Genomic DNA, 15,609 nt, shown 5'->3' with positions numbered 1-15,609 from the left:
TGCCTAGGGGCGATTTACTCTTTGTTGCTCGGTTTTGACTTAGCCCACTAGGTTACAAACCTCGCGCCGTGATTAAACCGCCCCTAGCTTGAACAAATTTTAATCCGCAAAGGTCAACAGACCCTAATTATAACTGTTCTAAATAAACCCCGTAAAACACGGGGTTTATTTTTTCCTGATAGAAAATGTCACTTTTTTATAGCTAAGCTACAATTAAGTAAATTAATTTATGGGGGCGCTATGTTACAAGTCATTGCTAATATTCGATCGCGATACCGCTTGGCTTTATTGGCTATTGCCATTCTTAGCAGTGCGACAGCGCTACTTCTGCAATCTTTAATTTCAATTCAAAAAGACGATGCTCAAGTAATTAATGTGGCGGGTAAGCAACGAATGCTCTCACAAAAGATTGCGTGGTATGCAAACACAATGCACCATCACAATACTTTGCAGCATAAAAAGTCACTGCAGCAAGCCGCAAGAGATTTCAAATATGGTCATCATTTTTTAATAAAAAAAGCAGAGTCAGGAGAGTACTTATATTTAGATGATGCGCTTATTAGCCATTATTTTTCACCTGAGAGTAAGCTTGCTGAGCAAAGTGAACAATTTTATGCCGCAGTAGCATTATTTTTGCAATCAAATGACCTATCTTTAATTCCTGAGGAGTTTGAGGTTGATGAGGTTGAGATATTTCTCAAGCAGTTAGACAAGGCCGTTAGTTTATTCGAACAACAAGCAAAAGATAAAGTTACCTTAATTTCATATATTGAACTTGGGTTCTGGCTGGTAACGTTATGTTTATTATTCATTGAGTTGAAACTTATTTTTCAACCAATGGAAAAGCATATCATGACAACTTTAGATAAATATCAGCAACAAAAACAACATGCAGAATTGGTTAGTAAAACTAAAGAGCGTTTTATTGCAAGAGCAAGCCATGAGTTTAGAACCCCGTTACAAGGGCTTATAAATGCAATTAATGAATTAGAAACTAGTACAAGCCAGCATACACTAAAGCAGCAAGCACAATATTGCTCAAGCCGTTTATTAAATATTTTAGATGAACTACACGAAGCTCAATTGCTCAGTTCTGGGCAGTGGCAACTGACTCCTGTTAAAAGTAATTTATTAGAAACCCTTGAAGCGGTTATTCATTCCTACCAGTTTAGCTATCAGCAAAATAGCATTGAGCTAGTTAAGGACTTATCGTCAGAGCTTAATTGCACAGTTGAGTTAGATCATCGCCGTTTACAACAAGTATTGGGTGAATTACTTAACAATGCGCTTAAATTTACCAAAGTCGGTCAAGTGGTTGTTTCAGCATCGCTGCCTAATCAACAGCAACTCTTACTCACAGTCAGTGATACCGGTATTGGTTTTTCTAAGCAGTACCCTTACTTATCGACACCGGTAGAAATACAAGATACTCATTTCCAAGGAATGCAAATGGGGTTAGCGCGAGTGCAGCATATATTACGTGCGCAAAATGCAAATATTGAGTTTATAGATAAAGAGCCTACGGGCGCTTTGGTGAGTATTGTGTTGCCTGTTTGTATCACTCAGGAGCAGGGGGAGACTAGCCAATTACCGCATAAATTGCATTGCCTAGTAGTTGAAGACAATCCATTAAATGCGATGATTTTAAATGGCATTTTAAAAGCCATTAATTATACCTCGGATCTGGCCGAGAACGGTCTAATTGCAACGGATAAAGTTGCAGACAGTAATTATGATGTAATTTTTATGGACTTGAATATGCCTGTTATGGACGGCTTTCGAGCGATAGATATTATTCGTCAGGAGCTAAATTTAGCAACCCCCATTATTGTTGTTACGGCTAATACCTCACAAGCTGATTTAGAAAAGGCTTATCAGCTGGGAGCCGATGGGCATGTTTATAAACCAATCAACAATGACACCATTAAAAAAGCCCTTATAGATGTACTAAATAAGGGCTAACCAAGGATTGAGTATTACAAAAGTTAGTGTTTTACTTTTATATCGCCGACACCGACTTCAATTTTAATAGTGTGAGTACCATTGCCAGAGTATTCACTTTCAGAGCTGACCATTTTACGGCTGGTTTTAGCATCACCTGTTAAGCCTGAAATACGAGTATCACCAACACCACTATCAAGGTTAATGTATTTGTAGTCGTCACTTTGGCTATCAATACGAACGGCGCCCACGCCCACTTCAATGTCTGCACTGTTAGTAAAATCATTAATTTCAATATCACCAACACCTAAGTCTACATTAACCGCTAAACTACGTGGAACACTCACTAACCAGTTTTGCTGTACGTCGTCGTTATCCAAGCTTAATGTGAGTTCACTTGCTGTTTGTTTGCTATCAAGGGTTAGCTCATCAAGGTTATCTGTATTATCAAACCAACCGTTGTTTTTATCTTCGAGCTCAATAGATATTTTTATTTCATTGCCATCATGGGTATTAATTTCAAGACTGCCTACCGGAAAGCTAATATCAAGTGTTTGCTGAGTATCAACTGTAAAGTTGCGTTTAATTTCGTGCTCAACCTTAGCGTTTACAGTAGCACTCATAAATACTGTAAATGCAGTTAATAATAAAACTTTTTTCATAACGTTACCTGTTGTTTGAATGTATTTATTAATTAGTCGCAAGGGGGTCATAAAAGGTTTAAAGCAAAACAAATAATTTTATCGGAGGAAAAGCTAGCCAAGTAATAATTTGTCGGGTATTTTCAGTTTATGCAAAGATAAAGAGGGCTGCTGGTGGCATTTATACAACTACAAACAGTAACTGCTAAACTACAAGGTGAAGGGCAAAATAGTTACCAACTTAATAATTTAAACTGGCAAGTACAAAGCGGTCAGCACTGGTTGTTAATTGGTGGTAATGGCGCGGGGAAGTCTGCCATTACAGCAGTTTTACTCGGTTATGCGCAGCTGATCACGGGCGATAGACAGTGTACATTTGAGCGTATGGAGTTGGTCTCATCAGATATGCAAAAGCAGCTAATTAATGCTGAGTTACTGCAAAATCAAGATGACATAACCGATGGCTTAATTGCAGCTAGGCTTGTAAAAGATATCATTTTTGAAAATGCAGATAGCGCCTTTTTTGATAATGAATTATGCCAGCAGTTAATCGATATCTTTTCATTTTCTTCATTACTAACCCAGCGCTTGCGAGCTTTATCAACCGGTGAAACACGCAAACTTATGTTGATCAAAGCATTGAGTAATCGGCCTGAGTTTATAGTACTTGATGAACCCTTTGATGGCTTAGATACTGCCAGTACTGCAGCGCTTAATGATATTTTAGCGCAGCTTAGTAGTAGTATAACCATGGTGTTTGTGCTGAATCGTTTAGATGAAACGCCTAATTTTATCAGCCATTATGGCTACGTGGTTGATGGCCAATTGCAGCACCAATTAGCTCAGCCAAACGATGCACAGCGAGATGACTTATTTAAACTGCTGCATTTACAACATACAGACTTAACCATCCCTGAAAAAGACCCTGCAAACAGTCCGCCGATTTTCACCGGTGACGTATTAGTAAAGCTGTGCCAAGCAAAAGTAAGCTATGCGAATAAAACTGTGTTTAGTAACTTGGATTGGACAATCAAAGCCAATCAACACTGGCAGCTCAGTGGTCAAAATGGCTCAGGAAAAACCTGTTTACTTAACTTGATCACTGGCGATAACCCGCAGTGCTACAGCAATGATATTGAGGTATTTGGTTTTAAGCGTGGCAGTGGCGAAAGTATTTGGCAGATAAAGCAGCACATTGGTTATATATCAAATGCGTTACATATGGACTACAGAGTTAGTACGTCTGCTTTAAACACTATCGTATCGGGCTTTTATGACAGTATCGGGCTTTACCAAAAAGCTAGCGACAGCGAAATTAACACCGCACAACGGTGGCTGGAGTTACTGGGCTTAACTGATTATAAAAATACAGCGTTCACACAACTATCGTTTGGTGATCAGCGCATGTTACTGATTGCCAGAGCTATGGTTAAGCACCCAACTTTACTTATTCTTGACGAACCCTGTTTAGGGCTGGATGAAGCAAATCGGCAGCGCGTACTACTACTGATTGAAAAAATCTGCGCCGCACAAAGCAGCACGGTTATTTATGTAAATCACCACGCCAACGACAAAATAGCGGGTATAGAACACTACTTAAAAATGGAAAATTTTAGGTAAAGTAAAGGTTCTAGGTGTTAGGGGCTAGGGAAAAACAGAGCAGCTTGGTGTTAAATTTACCGCCGGAGGTTGGCTTGAGAGCAACGAAAGCCAACAGTGAATGTTTAAAACCAAAGCTGTGTTGATTGCTACCCCCTAGTTATGAAGAGAGGGGATAATTAACTTGAGTAATGTCCACGCAGTTAACTTTGCGATGGCATAAAAATATAATCAGGTGGCCGGAGGTATGTAGCCTCCAGCTCTACACACTCACCTTGCAATTTATTTTATGCCTACGAAAAAAGCACTGCATGGTGTTCTCCTCTAAAGCGCAGCGCCTCTTAAACTCTTTGTGAATAATTCACTTGAACACTTTTAACAAAGAGTAGGAAATGAGGAGGGGAGCATAAAACTGGGACGCTTGGCTATTGCTAGCCAAGCGGATGAGTTGTTTATTTGTGAGTAATTACAGGCGAGTTACTGTAATACCTTGCTCTTTAAACTGTTTTAACAAACCATGTTGCTCAGGTAAGTGCAGGGCACCTACGGCAATAAATAATTGCTCTTTAGCTAGGCGTGGGGTGAGTTCTTTTACCCAATTGTTGTTACGTTCAACCAGCATAACTTGTTCGCTGATTTCGCCGTAGTTACTGTCATCAAAGCTTTCGTTGTAATACTTGGTTAAAGTGTCCATATCGCCATTTTTCCACGCATCGACCAAGGTAATAAAATAAGTTTCAACATCGGCCAGTTGCTCAAAGGTTTCTTCTATCATTTCATTGCTTAGCAGTGACATATGGTTAAACATTTCCATTTGGTACTCTAATGTTTCAAGTTCACCAATTTGCTTGTTTTTAGTTTTAGCGTAAGCAAGTACTTGCTTATCAATGCCAGTTTGATCAGAAAAACCAGCATTTTGAAACTCCATTTGCATCATAGTGACCATCACAGCCCACGGTGCAAGGCCGTCAAACATAGCTATATCAATCGACTTTTTGCTGAAATACTCTTTCAGTTTTGCGTAGTTTTGCTCGGATAACTCACCTTTTAGGGTTTTACCATTCTTTAGCATCATAAAGGGCATTGAACGACGTTGCATTTCTAGAGGGCTAATTGCACTAATGTCTACTTCGACAATCACTTTGTCAGTGGCATCAATGGCTTTGGTTACTTTATTCGGCAGGCCTTTCATGCTGCTATCGCCAACATGGACGGTACCAAATAAATACGACTTAACGCCATTTTTTTCAAGTTGCCACAAACCAGGCTCTGCATGGCTGGCAAAGCTGAGTGTAAATAAAACCGTTAAAATAAAGTAGCTACTGATACGCTGCGTGAAGTTCATAATTATCCTTATTGCTGAGTTGCTAATGTTATCATATACCCAAATTGTGGGGTTAAGCGAGTAGTTGTTATTTTATTGCAAAATGCTTTTTGTTTCTGATATAGCTTATTTGAGATTTTATCATTTAAATATATCAAAAGTTTATTCAAGTTATGCTAAAAATGAATCAAACCGCGAAATGGTTATTACTAGGTATGAATTATCAATAAATGGCTATATTTGAAAATTCAATTCGTAATTTTGTATATTTTGAATTTTTAAACCAGTAAATTCAATTGTTACAAGCTTTTTTAGATTGTTTTTAGGGTTGACTTAACACGGGCATCGCGGTACTAATAGATAAAGACAGCGAGGATGCAAACGCTCCTGCGCTAATTAAACAAATTTACGGTATTTATTACATGCTTACAAACGCACTAAACCTAGTCCTTATTAACGTCGTGGTGATTATTATTACCGCGGGGGCTACTTAGTGCTTTAAATATTGTAAAGCATTATAAAAGCCCTCCGCACTTAACCAGTCGGGGGGCTTTTTAGTTTCAGGTTTAGAGAAAGTAATAGCACACAATGTCACTGAGGAATGAGGATTTATTAATGACAGGCGCAGAACTAACAATCGATTTATTAGCCAAGCATGGCGTAAATGAAGTATTTGGTTACCCCGGTGGTGCCATCATGCCAATTTACGACGCCTTGTATGGTGCGCCAGTGAAGCATTATTTGACTCGTCATGAGCAAGGTGCAGGGTTTGCTGCGGTAGGATTTGCGCGTAGTACAGGTAAGTTAGGCGTGTGTTTTGCTACTTCAGGCCCAGGCGCAACGAATTTAATCACAGCCCTTGCTGATGCTATGATGGACTCCGTGCCACTTCTAGCAATCACAGGGCAAGTACCTACAGCAGCAATTGGCTCTGACGCTTTTCAAGAAATCGATGTGTTAGGTATGTCGTTATCGTGCACAAAACATAGTTATATGGTTGAACGTGCAGAAGATTTAGCTGAAATCTTACAAGAAGCCATGCATCTTGCGCAAAGTGGCCGTCCAGGGCCCGTGCTTGTGGATATCCCAAAAGACATTCAGTTAGCGCAAGTGCCTTTTCATCCTTGGCTGGCTGCTGATGATTATTTACCTCAGTTAGATTTAAACCAAGTGGCTATTGCAAATCAGTTATTAAGTGAAGCTAAACGACCTGTAGCGTATGTTGGTGGTGGCGTACAAAGTGCCGGTGCACAAAATGAGTTAATGCAATTTTTAGAAAAAACGCAAATGCCTGCTGTTTCAACATTAAAAGCATTAGGCAGCGTATTACCCGATTATGAATATGACTTAGGCATGCTAGGTATGCATGGTGGTCAAGCTGCAAATTTAGCGGTACAAGAGTGTGATGTACTAGTATGCATAGGTGCTCGCTTTGATGACCGTGTAACTGGTAATTTAAGTAAGTTTGCAGCCAAAGCAAAGGTGATTCATTTAGATATTGATGTGGCCGAAGTAGGTAAGCGAAAGCCTGCTAAAGCATCTTTAATTGCAGATTTAAAAACATCGTTGCCGCAACTTGAGTGTTTTGTAACACCACAAGCATGGTTAGCGCACAGTAAAGAGATGATGGTTAAACATGCGTGGCGTTATGATTACCCTGGTGAAAAAGTATTTGCACCGTACTTGCTAAACCAACTTAGTCAGCGTATGCCTAAAACGGGCGTAGTCTGTTGTGATGTAGGTCAGCACCAAATGTGGGTTGCACAGCATATGAAATTTAGCCATCCGAGTAATCATTTAAGCAGTGGTGGTGCGGGCACAATGGGCTTTGGTTTACCCGCAGCAATTGGTGCACAAGTAGCACGCCCAGATGATTTTGTTATCACCGTTTCTGGTGATGGTTCAATCATGATGAACATTCAAGAGCTGGCAACTATTCGCCGTAATAATTTACCGGTAAAAATATTAATACTGGATAACCAACGTTTAGGTATGGTGCGCCAATGGCAAGAGCTGTTTTTTGATGGCCGTTACAGTGAAACAAACTTATCAGATAACCCAGATTTTGTGCAGTTAGCGGCAGTATTTGGTATCCCAGGGCAAACAATTACCCACGCTAATCAAGTGGATGATGCAATTACAGCATTAGTGAACAGCACAGGCCCGTACATAGTACACGCCTGTATCGATGATAAAGAAAATGTATGGCCATTAGTACCACCAGGTGCTGCTAACGATGAAATGATGACGGAGAGTGCAAAATGAAACACAGTTTAACAGTGACTTTAAAAAACCAGAGTGTGGCCGTTGAGCGTTTTTTGCGTGTCGTGCGTCATCGTGGTTTTGATTTAACCCATTTTCAGCTCAACCTGGACGACGGCCACTATCAAGTAGAAATGACAGTCGATAGCGATAAACCAGTCTACTTACTAACAACACAACTGGCTAAATTAGTTGACGTAAAGCAGGTGATGCTACAAAGCGTACAGCAACAGCAAGCAATGTAGTTTGCATAAAAAATCAACAGGGTTAGAGGGTACTTCCCCTCTAACAGTAAAAAAAATTAAAGAATGAGGAACAGCCTTGCGGCTGCAAACACTGAGGTAACTATGGCTAAATTAAGAAGTGCAACTACAACAGAAGGTCGAAAACGCGCAGGTGCCCGTGCATTATGGCGCGCAACAGGTATGACAGACACCGATTTTGGTAAACCAATTATTGCTGTTGTGAACTCATTTACGCAATTTGTACCAGGCCACGTGCATCTTAACCAACTCAGCGAACTTATGGCCGAAACCATCACTCAAGCCGGTGGTGTACCAAAAGAATTCAATACTATCGCCATTGATGATGGCATAGCTATGGGACACGGCGGCATGCTTTATTCATTGCCTTCGCGTGATTTAATCGCCGACTCTGTCGAGTACATGGTAAACGGCCACTGCGCCGATGCAATGATCTGTATTTCAAACTGCGACAAAATCACACCAGGAATGATGCTTGCGGCATTACGCTTAAATATTCCGGTTATTTTTGTATCAGGCGGCCCTATGGAAGCGGGTAAAACTAAGCTTGCTAATATTGATATTAAACTCGATCTCGTTGATGCCATGGTCAAAGGTGCTGATACTTCTGTAAGCGATGCCGACTCAGAACAAGTTGAACGCTCAGCATGCCCAACCTGTGGTTCGTGCTCAGGCATGTTTACAGCGAATTCAATGAACTGTTTATTAGAAGCGATAGGTCTAGCACTGCCAGGCAACGGCACTACGCTTGCTACACATAAAGACCGTAAACAGCTGTATGTTGAAGCCGGTGCGCGTATTGTCGATTTATGCCGAGAGTACTATCAAAAAGATAACCACGATGTATTACCGCGTTCCATTGCCAATAAAGCGGCGTTTATGAACTCAATGGTGGTTGATATCGCAATGGGCGGGTCGTCAAATACCGTACTGCATTTATTAGCCGCTGCCCAAGAAGCGGGTGTTGATTTTGATATGTCACATATTGATGAATTATCTCGTAAAACGCCTTTCTTATGTAAAGTAGCACCGGCAACGCCTGAGTATCATATTGAAGATGTACACCGTGCTGGAGGCATGATGGCAATCGTACGTGAGCTAGGCAAAGCTGGCCTATTTGACTTGTCTGTAAACCATGTTGCCGGTATGACCATGGGTGAACTGGTTAAAAAATGGGATGCCACTGATCCAAATAACGAAGCCGCACAAAAATTCTATCGTGCAGGGCCTGCAGGTATCCGTACGACTAAAGCAATGAGTCAATCGTGTCGCTGGGATGAAGGCGATAACGACCGCGAAAATGGCTGTATCCGCAGTGTTGAACATGCGTTTCGTCAAGATGGCGGGCTGGCTGTACTTTCGGGTAATTTGGCGCTTGATGGCTGTATTGTTAAAAGTGCTGGCGTGGTTGACGAAATGCTGCATTTTGAAGGTACAGCTGTAGTGTATGAATCACAAGATGATTCGGTGGAAGGTATCTTAAATGACGAAGTAAAAGCTGGTGATATCGTGGTTATTCGTTATGAAGGTCCTAAAGGTGGCCCAGGTATGCAAGAGATGCTTTACCCAACCAGTTATTTGAAATCAAAAGGTCTTGCTGAAAAATGTGCCTTGATCACTGATGGTCGTTTTTCTGGGGGGACTTCAGGTTTATCAATTGGTCATGTATCACCAGAAGCGGCAAGTGGTGGTGCAATTGCCTATGTTGAGAACGGCGATAAAATTATTATTGATATAGCCAGTCGTGAAATCACTTTAGCATTAACAGATGAAGAGCTTGAAGCGCGTAAACAAAAACAATTGGCTCGTGGCAAACAAGCCTATAAGCCGCTTGACCGCGACCGTTATGTATCATCAGCGTTAAAAGCGTATGCGCTACTTGCAACCAGTGCTGATAAAGGTGCCGTGCGTGATTTGGCCAAACTGGAGGAGCTTAGCTAATTATGGTTTCTCAAGAGCTCGATTATTTTCGTGCTATTATTCAAGCGAATATGGAGCCGCTGGCAAAAGTCACTGAGGTAAGCGAAATGCCTACCTTGAGTGAGCGTCTCGGCAATCATGTTTGGCTAAAGCGCGAAGATCAGCAGCCTGTTTATTCGTTTAAACTTCGCGGCGCGTATAATAAATTAGCAAAATTACCTAAAGGGTCTGTGGTGATCACAGCCTCTGCGGGTAATCATGCCCAAGGAGTGGCACTGAGTGCTTCGCATTTGGGGCATCAGGCCACGATTGTCATGCCTGTTACCACACCTGAAATTAAAGTAAATGCAGTACGTGCTTTAGGTGGTGAAGTGGTGTTACATGGTCACCACTTTGATGCCGCTAAAGCTTATGCCCTAGAACTTACCGAAAAGCGTAATGGGGTGTTTGTTCCGCCATTTGATGACCCAGATGTGATTGTGGGTCAAGGCACTGTCGCGCGAGAACTAATGCAACAGCTTAATCAACTTGATGCGGTGTTCATTCCGGTGGGTGGCGGTGGCTTACTTGCGGGAATGGCGGTGTATATTAAGTCGTTACGTCCTGACATTAAAGTCATAGGTGTTGAAGCCGACGAAAGTGCTTGTTTACAAGCAGCCCTTGCAGCAGGAAAGCCTGTAGAGCTTGATCGCGTTGGTAGTTTTGCTGATGGTGTTGCGGTTAAAATCATCGGCAGTGAAACCTTTCGTTTAGCGCAAAAATTTTGCGATGAAGTGGTAACAGTCAGTGGCGATGAAATATGCGCTGCAATGCAGGATATTTTTGTTTCAACCCGTGCTATCGCAGAGCCTTCTGGCGCACTTGCAACTGCAGGTCTGAAAAAGTGGAGTCAGCAAAGTGGCCATAAAGGACTGCATTTAGCCGCTATTTTGTCTGGCGCTAACTTAAACTTTGACCGTTTACGCTATGTTGCAGAGCGAACAGCATTAGGTGAAAAGAATGAAGCCTTATTTGCGGTAACCATTAATGAAGAAAAAGGCAGTTTTAAGCAGTTTTGTGCATCTCTAGGCGGCAGAGCAATTACTGAGTTTAACTACCGTTATGCAGGCCCTGGCGAAGCACAAATTTTTGTTGGCATTGCCCTGCGTCAAGGTCAACAAGAGCTTGATGAACTGAAAAGCGATTTAACCTCGAACGGTTATCAATTTTGTGATTTATCAGATAATGAGCTGGCTAAGTTACACGTACGGTATATGGTCGGTGGTAAAGCGCCAGAGCAAATGCAAGAGCGGTTATTACGCTTTGAGTTTCCTGAGTATCCCGGTGCGCTAGCACGCTTTTTAGACACATTGGGCAGTAACTGGAATATTACTTTATTTCATTATCGTAACCACGGTGGCTCAATGGGCAATGTACTTGCTGGTTTTGCGATAGAGCCAAGTCAGTTTGAGGTGTTTAATGAGCATCTAAACCGCTTGGGCTATAGCGTACAAGATGAGACAAACAACCCATGTTTTACTCAGTTTTTGACAACGCAACCGCCACTAAATACCGTACAAGCTGCAAATAATTAAGGATCTCCTGCGGATAATTGCCTTATTAATAATTTTATCTATAGTTATTAGTAATGACTAATTACCCCTCAGGTATTTATATTGCTACTTAAAGGGTTTATAACAGCAATTAGCCTAGTTGGTATATTACATTGCAACATAGCACAGGCTGAGACGAAGCATGTCACCTTACAGCTTAAATGGTCACATCAGTTTCAGTTTGCTGGCTATTATATGGCCCAACAAAAAGGCTTTTATAAAGATGTTGGGCTCAATGTAACGATAACAGCCGCAGATGTAAGTGAGCCAGACACCTTTAGTAAAGTACTCGCGGGCCAAGCACACTTTGGCGTGGGCCACTCGGGTATTTTACAACATCGTATTGATGGTCAGCCCTTGGTGACAATGGCTGCTATTTTACAATTCTCTCCTTATTGTTGGATGGTAAAAAAAAGCTCCGATATTTTTCATCCTCGAGACTTTTTCAATAAACGTATTAGCTCTATTAGTCGCAAAGAAAATGCTGAGTTATTGGTCATGCTTGAACGTAGTGGCGTTGATCCCCTGTTATTGCCAGCCTATTTAAGTAATGGAAAAACAGATCAATGGTTGAATGATCAATTAGATGCGATGCAGGTTTATATTACTAATGAACCCTTTATTATGAGACAGCAGGGGATTGAGCATCGTTTAATTTGCCCGCAAAGGTACGGCATTAACGTTTATAGCGATATTCTCTACACCACAGAAAACATGCTAGTGCAGCACCCTAAAACGGTTGAAAACTTTTATCAAGCAAGCTTAAAAGGCTGGCGTTACGCAATGATGAACTTAGATGAATCAATTGCGGTTACCGCAAAGTATTATGCGAACGATAAAAGTCATCAAGAGCTCAGCTACGAAGCCGAAGTGTTAATTGATTATATTTCTCCGCCCGGTTCTAAATTAGGGGCTATGTCGATGGCTAAATGGCGATTAATAGCTGATTTATACAATATAGAGCAGGATCGTTTTGATGAAGTGAAAAATGGCTTTATTTACCAATATGAGAAGCCTAAAAAACTACGGCTCTCGTGGATGTTGATAGCGGCCATTATTATTAGTGTGTTATCTATCCCGCTTTACCTACGCTTGATGCTGAAAAAAAGCGTATAATAAGGCAAATACTTTTCATCGTTCAAAATTTTATGACCCTTGCTGAGCAGTTTACAGCCTTAGATACTCTCTTATTATCGACTCGCCAATTTTGGCAATGTACCGCGTTTGATTACGATGAACTGCCTTGGCCAGAGCTGACTCCGACTCTTGAAGCATTAACTGATCAACAAGTTACTGAGCTGGATAGCGATCAAAATGCACTTTATACCTTCTTTAGCCCGTTTATTAATGATTTAGAAAAACTTGCTAATTTATGTGCGATATCAACAGCGCAAATTGCACGCACAGATTATCCTTTTTGGATCAGCAACGGTATTAAAGGACGCAAGTTTGAGCAGTTACAAGATTTTGTTGCGGCATTGGGTGTGCAAACCAAACCGGTACTTGAATGGTGTGCAGGTAAAGGTCATTTAGGGCGAATGCTGGCATTTAATCAAGCGCCGAATGTACACAGTATTGAGCTTCAACAACATTTATGCGATCAAGGTCAGCGTAGCGCGCAGCAGCAAGGCCTTGCGATGCACTTTAGTCAGGCTGACGTGTTAAAAGATGATGTGTCAGTCCACTTTACTCAACAACAGCATGCGGTTGCACTGCATGCCTGTGGTGCGTTGCATCAGAGCTTTATGCAGCAGGCTTGTCGTGCTCAAACACAACAAATCAGTTTATCACCTTGTTGCTATCACCTTTTTACTGATGATGCTTATTTAGCGATGAGTGAGCCTGCAAAGCAAAGTGAATTAATGTTGCGTCATCGAGATCTAAAACTAGCTTTACAAGAAACCGTCACCGCACCTTCAAGAGTGGCAAAAGTGCGTAAAACTGAAGTTGAGTGGCGGCTTGGTTTTGATGCGATGCGCAAGGCTATTACCGACTCTACTAACTATGTCAGTGTACCGTCGGTAAACAAGGCTATGTTCTCAGGTTCATTTAAAGCTTTTTGTGCATGGGCAGCTGAAAAAAAGTCATTAGAAATACCGCAAGATATTGATTATGATTATTTTTTATTAAAGGGGCAAATGCGCAAAAAGGTCACGGAGCGTATTGAACTGGTTCGACATGTGTTCAGAAGAGCAATAGAAGTTTGGCTTGTGCTCGATCGTGCTTTATATTTGCAACAACAAGGTTATCAAGTCACTGTGAAAACATTTTGTGAAAAGCAATTAACGCCTCGCAATATCTTGATCCAAGCAAATTTACCGTTATAAATAGATAAGAGATGCAATGAGAAAGTTAAAGAATTTATTCGAAAATAATAAACGCTGGGCAGAACGCACTTGCAAAGATGATCCTGAATTTTTTAAAATTTTATCAATGCAGCAAAACCCTGAATACTTATGGATCGGTTGCTCAGATTCTCGCGTTCCAGCGAACGAAATTGTTGATTTAATGCCAGGAGAGTTATTTGTCCACCGTAATGTAGCTAATGTTGTTGTACATACCGATCATAACTGCCTTTCAGTAATGCAGTACGCCGTTGAAGTGTTAAAAGTGAAGCACATTATGGTGGTAGGTCACTATGGTTGTGGTGGCGTGCAGGCGGTGCTTAATGATGCTAAGTTTGGTTTGATTGATAATTGGCTACGTCATGTGGGTGATGTAAAAGAAAAATACATTACCAATATAAGCGAAATGCCAGAGCAAGAGCACTTAAACTGCTTAATTGAGCTCAATGTTATTGAACAAGTACGTAATGTTTGTCGCACCAATATAGTTCAAGAAGCATGGCAGCGTGGCCAAGAACTCACCATTCATGGTTGGGTATATGGTTTAGCAAACGGCCATTTAACCGATCTTGAATCAGTAGTGACCTGTGCCGATGAAGTGGCTGATACTTATAAAAGCGCAGCGAAAAGAGTGTTTGAGCGCAATATTAAATAAGGCTATTTTAGCTATGGCTTTACGCGCTTTCTTCTGCGCGTAAAGTGAGTACTTCATAACCATCAGCAGTCACAGCAATAGTATGCTCCCACTGTGCCGATAGTTTTTTGTCGCGCGTAACGACAGTCCAGCCATCAGGCTTGGTTTTTATCTTTGCTGCACCTTGATTGATCATAGGCTCAATGGTGAACGTCATTCCTTCTTTTAGTTCTACCCCCGTATTGCGTTTACCATAATGGAGTACTTGTGGCTCTTCATGCATTTGTTCACCAATGCCATGTCCGCAGTACTCTTTAACTATGCTATAACCATTACTATGAGCAAAGCTTGCTATGGCGTTGCCAATATCGCCTAACCTCACTCCCGGTTTTACGAGCTTGATGCCTTGCCACATGGCTTGGTAGGTTTTATCAACCAAACGCTTAGCCAATGGTGAGACATCGCCAAGCATGTACATTTTACTTGAGTCAGCAATATAACCATTTTTCTCCAGGGTGATATCAATATTAACAATGTCACCTGACTTTAAAATGCGTTTAGTATCGGGGAAGCCATGACAAACAACCTCGTTAACAGAGCTGTTTAATGCATATGGGTAATCGTATTGTCCCTTACTTGCAGGGCGCGCAGCAAGCTCATCAATAATATAGCGCTCAACTAAATCATTAATTTGCATAGTGGTAATACCGACTTGCACATGCTCATCTAAATAGGTAAACACTTGAGCAAGTAAACGGCCAGATTCACGCATTAAAGCAATTTGTTCGGGGGTTTTAATGACGATATCACTCATGTTGAAATTCCTTCGTAGTGACATCAGCTTGCGCCAATTGTTGTTTTAAAATTTCAGCGTAAGTCATTGTCGGATTTAGCTCAGCAAGCATGCCTATTTTTATCCAGAATTCAGATTGTGAATTGATTGAACGAACCATAGTGCTGCTGGCTTTACGAATTTCTTCGTGCAGTTCGTCGCTAATTTTTACAATGCCCATAAATCTGCCAATATGTAATATATATATGTTTTGTATATATAGCGTATATTGTTTTGCCTATATATCAAGTATAAG

At 41.2% G+C, this 15,609-nt stretch carries 13 protein-coding genes; 9 read left to right on the top strand and 4 right to left on the bottom strand.

Annotated elements, in window-relative coordinates; translation table 11 throughout:
• The first annotated feature begins 240 nt into the window (after positions 1 to 240).
• Positions 241 to 1,962, top strand: coding sequence for a response regulator (locus AAEU30_RS14975; protein WP_421961171.1), 1,722 nt, complete (start codon positions 241 to 243; stop codon positions 1,960 to 1,962).
• 23 nt (positions 1,963 to 1,985) lie between these two features.
• Here the strand turns inward: AAEU30_RS14975 and AAEU30_RS14970 are convergent, their stop codons facing one another.
• Entirely contained in the window at positions 1,986 to 2,603 is a 618-nt protein-coding gene (locus AAEU30_RS14970; RefSeq protein WP_421961170.1) for a toast rack family protein, read from the bottom strand.
• A gap of 153 nt (positions 2,604 to 2,756) precedes the next feature.
• On the opposite strand from AAEU30_RS14970, the gene modF reads away from it, so the two are divergent.
• On the top strand, positions 2,757 to 4,202 hold the full coding sequence (gene modF / locus AAEU30_RS14965) for a molybdate ABC transporter ATP-binding protein ModF (RefSeq protein ID WP_421961169.1): 1,446 nt from the start codon (positions 2,757 to 2,759) through the stop codon (positions 4,200 to 4,202).
• A gap of 445 nt (positions 4,203 to 4,647) precedes the next feature.
• Here the strand turns inward: modF and AAEU30_RS14960 are convergent, their stop codons facing one another.
• Positions 4,648 to 5,526 carry a TraB/GumN family protein gene (locus AAEU30_RS14960; protein ID WP_421961168.1) on the bottom strand — a complete coding sequence of 293 codons (879 nt, stop codon included), beginning with the start codon at positions 5,524 to 5,526 and terminating at the stop codon, positions 4,648 to 4,650.
• Between the two features lie 594 nt (positions 5,527 to 6,120).
• Between AAEU30_RS14960 and ilvG the strand changes: the two genes are divergently transcribed.
• From ilvG to can, 7 genes are all read left to right on the top strand, one after another.
• Positions 6,121 to 7,770, top strand: coding sequence for an acetolactate synthase 2 catalytic subunit (gene ilvG, locus AAEU30_RS14955; RefSeq protein ID WP_421961167.1), 1,650 nt, complete (start codon positions 6,121 to 6,123; stop codon positions 7,768 to 7,770).
• Complete coding sequence (gene ilvM / locus AAEU30_RS14950; protein ID WP_421961166.1) at positions 7,767 to 8,012, top strand: acetolactate synthase 2 small subunit; 246 nt, start codon at positions 7,767 to 7,769, stop codon at positions 8,010 to 8,012. Before ilvG ends, ilvM begins: the two co-directional genes overlap by 4 nt.
• A 102-nt stretch (positions 8,013 to 8,114) precedes the next feature.
• Positions 8,115 to 9,971, top strand: a complete 1,857-nt coding sequence (gene ilvD / locus AAEU30_RS14945) for a dihydroxy-acid dehydratase (RefSeq protein ID WP_421961165.1) — start codon at positions 8,115 to 8,117, stop codon at positions 9,969 to 9,971.
• A gap of 2 nt (positions 9,972 to 9,973) precedes the next feature.
• Positions 9,974 to 11,524, top strand: a complete 1,551-nt coding sequence (gene ilvA / locus AAEU30_RS14940; RefSeq protein ID WP_421961164.1) for a threonine ammonia-lyase, biosynthetic — start codon at positions 9,974 to 9,976, stop codon at positions 11,522 to 11,524.
• Between the two features lie 81 nt (positions 11,525 to 11,605).
• Positions 11,606 to 12,658, top strand: coding sequence for an ABC transporter substrate-binding protein (locus AAEU30_RS14935; protein WP_421961163.1), 1,053 nt, complete (start codon positions 11,606 to 11,608; stop codon positions 12,656 to 12,658).
• Between the two features lie 32 nt (positions 12,659 to 12,690).
• Complete coding sequence (locus AAEU30_RS14930) at positions 12,691 to 13,869, top strand: methyltransferase (protein WP_421961162.1); 1,179 nt, start codon at positions 12,691 to 12,693, stop codon at positions 13,867 to 13,869.
• 16 nt (positions 13,870 to 13,885) lie between these two features.
• Positions 13,886 to 14,542, top strand: a complete 657-nt coding sequence (can, locus tag AAEU30_RS14925; RefSeq protein WP_087532682.1) for a carbonate dehydratase — start codon at positions 13,886 to 13,888, stop codon at positions 14,540 to 14,542.
• Between the two features lie 19 nt (positions 14,543 to 14,561).
• Here can and map read toward each other — a convergent pair whose 3' ends face one another.
• Positions 14,562 to 15,335, bottom strand: a complete 774-nt coding sequence (map, locus tag AAEU30_RS14920) for a type I methionyl aminopeptidase (protein ID WP_421961161.1) — start codon at positions 15,333 to 15,335, stop codon at positions 14,562 to 14,564.
• Complete coding sequence (locus AAEU30_RS14915; protein WP_087532680.1) at positions 15,328 to 15,534, bottom strand: ParD-like family protein; 207 nt, start codon at positions 15,532 to 15,534, stop codon at positions 15,328 to 15,330. Before AAEU30_RS14915 ends, map begins: the two co-directional genes overlap by 8 nt.
• Between the last annotated feature and the right edge of the window lie 75 nt (positions 15,535 to 15,609).

Source organism: Pseudoalteromonas mucoides (assembly GCF_049257175.1).
In the GTDB taxonomy this organism is placed as follows: domain Bacteria; phylum Pseudomonadota; class Gammaproteobacteria; order Enterobacterales; family Alteromonadaceae; genus Pseudoalteromonas.
The sequence above is the reverse complement of the archived record's forward strand: the minus strand, read 5'-3'. Positions and strand labels throughout refer to the sequence as shown.

Excerpts from the sequence above, each read along its gene's own strand:
- AAEU30_RS14915 (WP_087532680.1), bottom strand. The coding sequence starts at position 15,534 with ATGGGCATTGTAAAAATTAGCGACGAACTGCACGAAGAAATTCGTAAA.
- map (WP_421961161.1), bottom strand. The coding sequence starts at position 15,335 with ATGAGTGATATCGTCATTAAAACCCCCGAACAAATTGCTTTAATGCGT.
- AAEU30_RS14975 (WP_421961171.1), top strand. The coding sequence starts at position 241 with ATGTTACAAGTCATTGCTAATATTCGATCGCGATACCGCTTGGCTTTA.
- AAEU30_RS14960 (WP_421961168.1), bottom strand. The coding sequence starts at position 5,526 with ATGAACTTCACGCAGCGTATCAGTAGCTACTTTATTTTAACGGTTTTA.
- ilvA (WP_421961164.1), top strand. The coding sequence starts at position 9,974 with ATGGTTTCTCAAGAGCTCGATTATTTTCGTGCTATTATTCAAGCGAAT.
- can (WP_087532682.1), top strand. The coding sequence starts at position 13,886 with ATGAGAAAGTTAAAGAATTTATTCGAAAATAATAAACGCTGGGCAGAA.
- AAEU30_RS14970 (WP_421961170.1), bottom strand. The coding sequence starts at position 2,603 with ATGAAAAAAGTTTTATTATTAACTGCATTTACAGTATTTATGAGTGCT.
- ilvM (WP_421961166.1), top strand. The coding sequence starts at position 7,767 with ATGAAACACAGTTTAACAGTGACTTTAAAAAACCAGAGTGTGGCCGTT.
- ilvG (WP_421961167.1), top strand. The coding sequence starts at position 6,121 with ATGACAGGCGCAGAACTAACAATCGATTTATTAGCCAAGCATGGCGTA.
- ilvD (WP_421961165.1), top strand. The coding sequence starts at position 8,115 with ATGGCTAAATTAAGAAGTGCAACTACAACAGAAGGTCGAAAACGCGCA.
- AAEU30_RS14930 (WP_421961162.1), top strand. The coding sequence starts at position 12,691 with ATGACCCTTGCTGAGCAGTTTACAGCCTTAGATACTCTCTTATTATCG.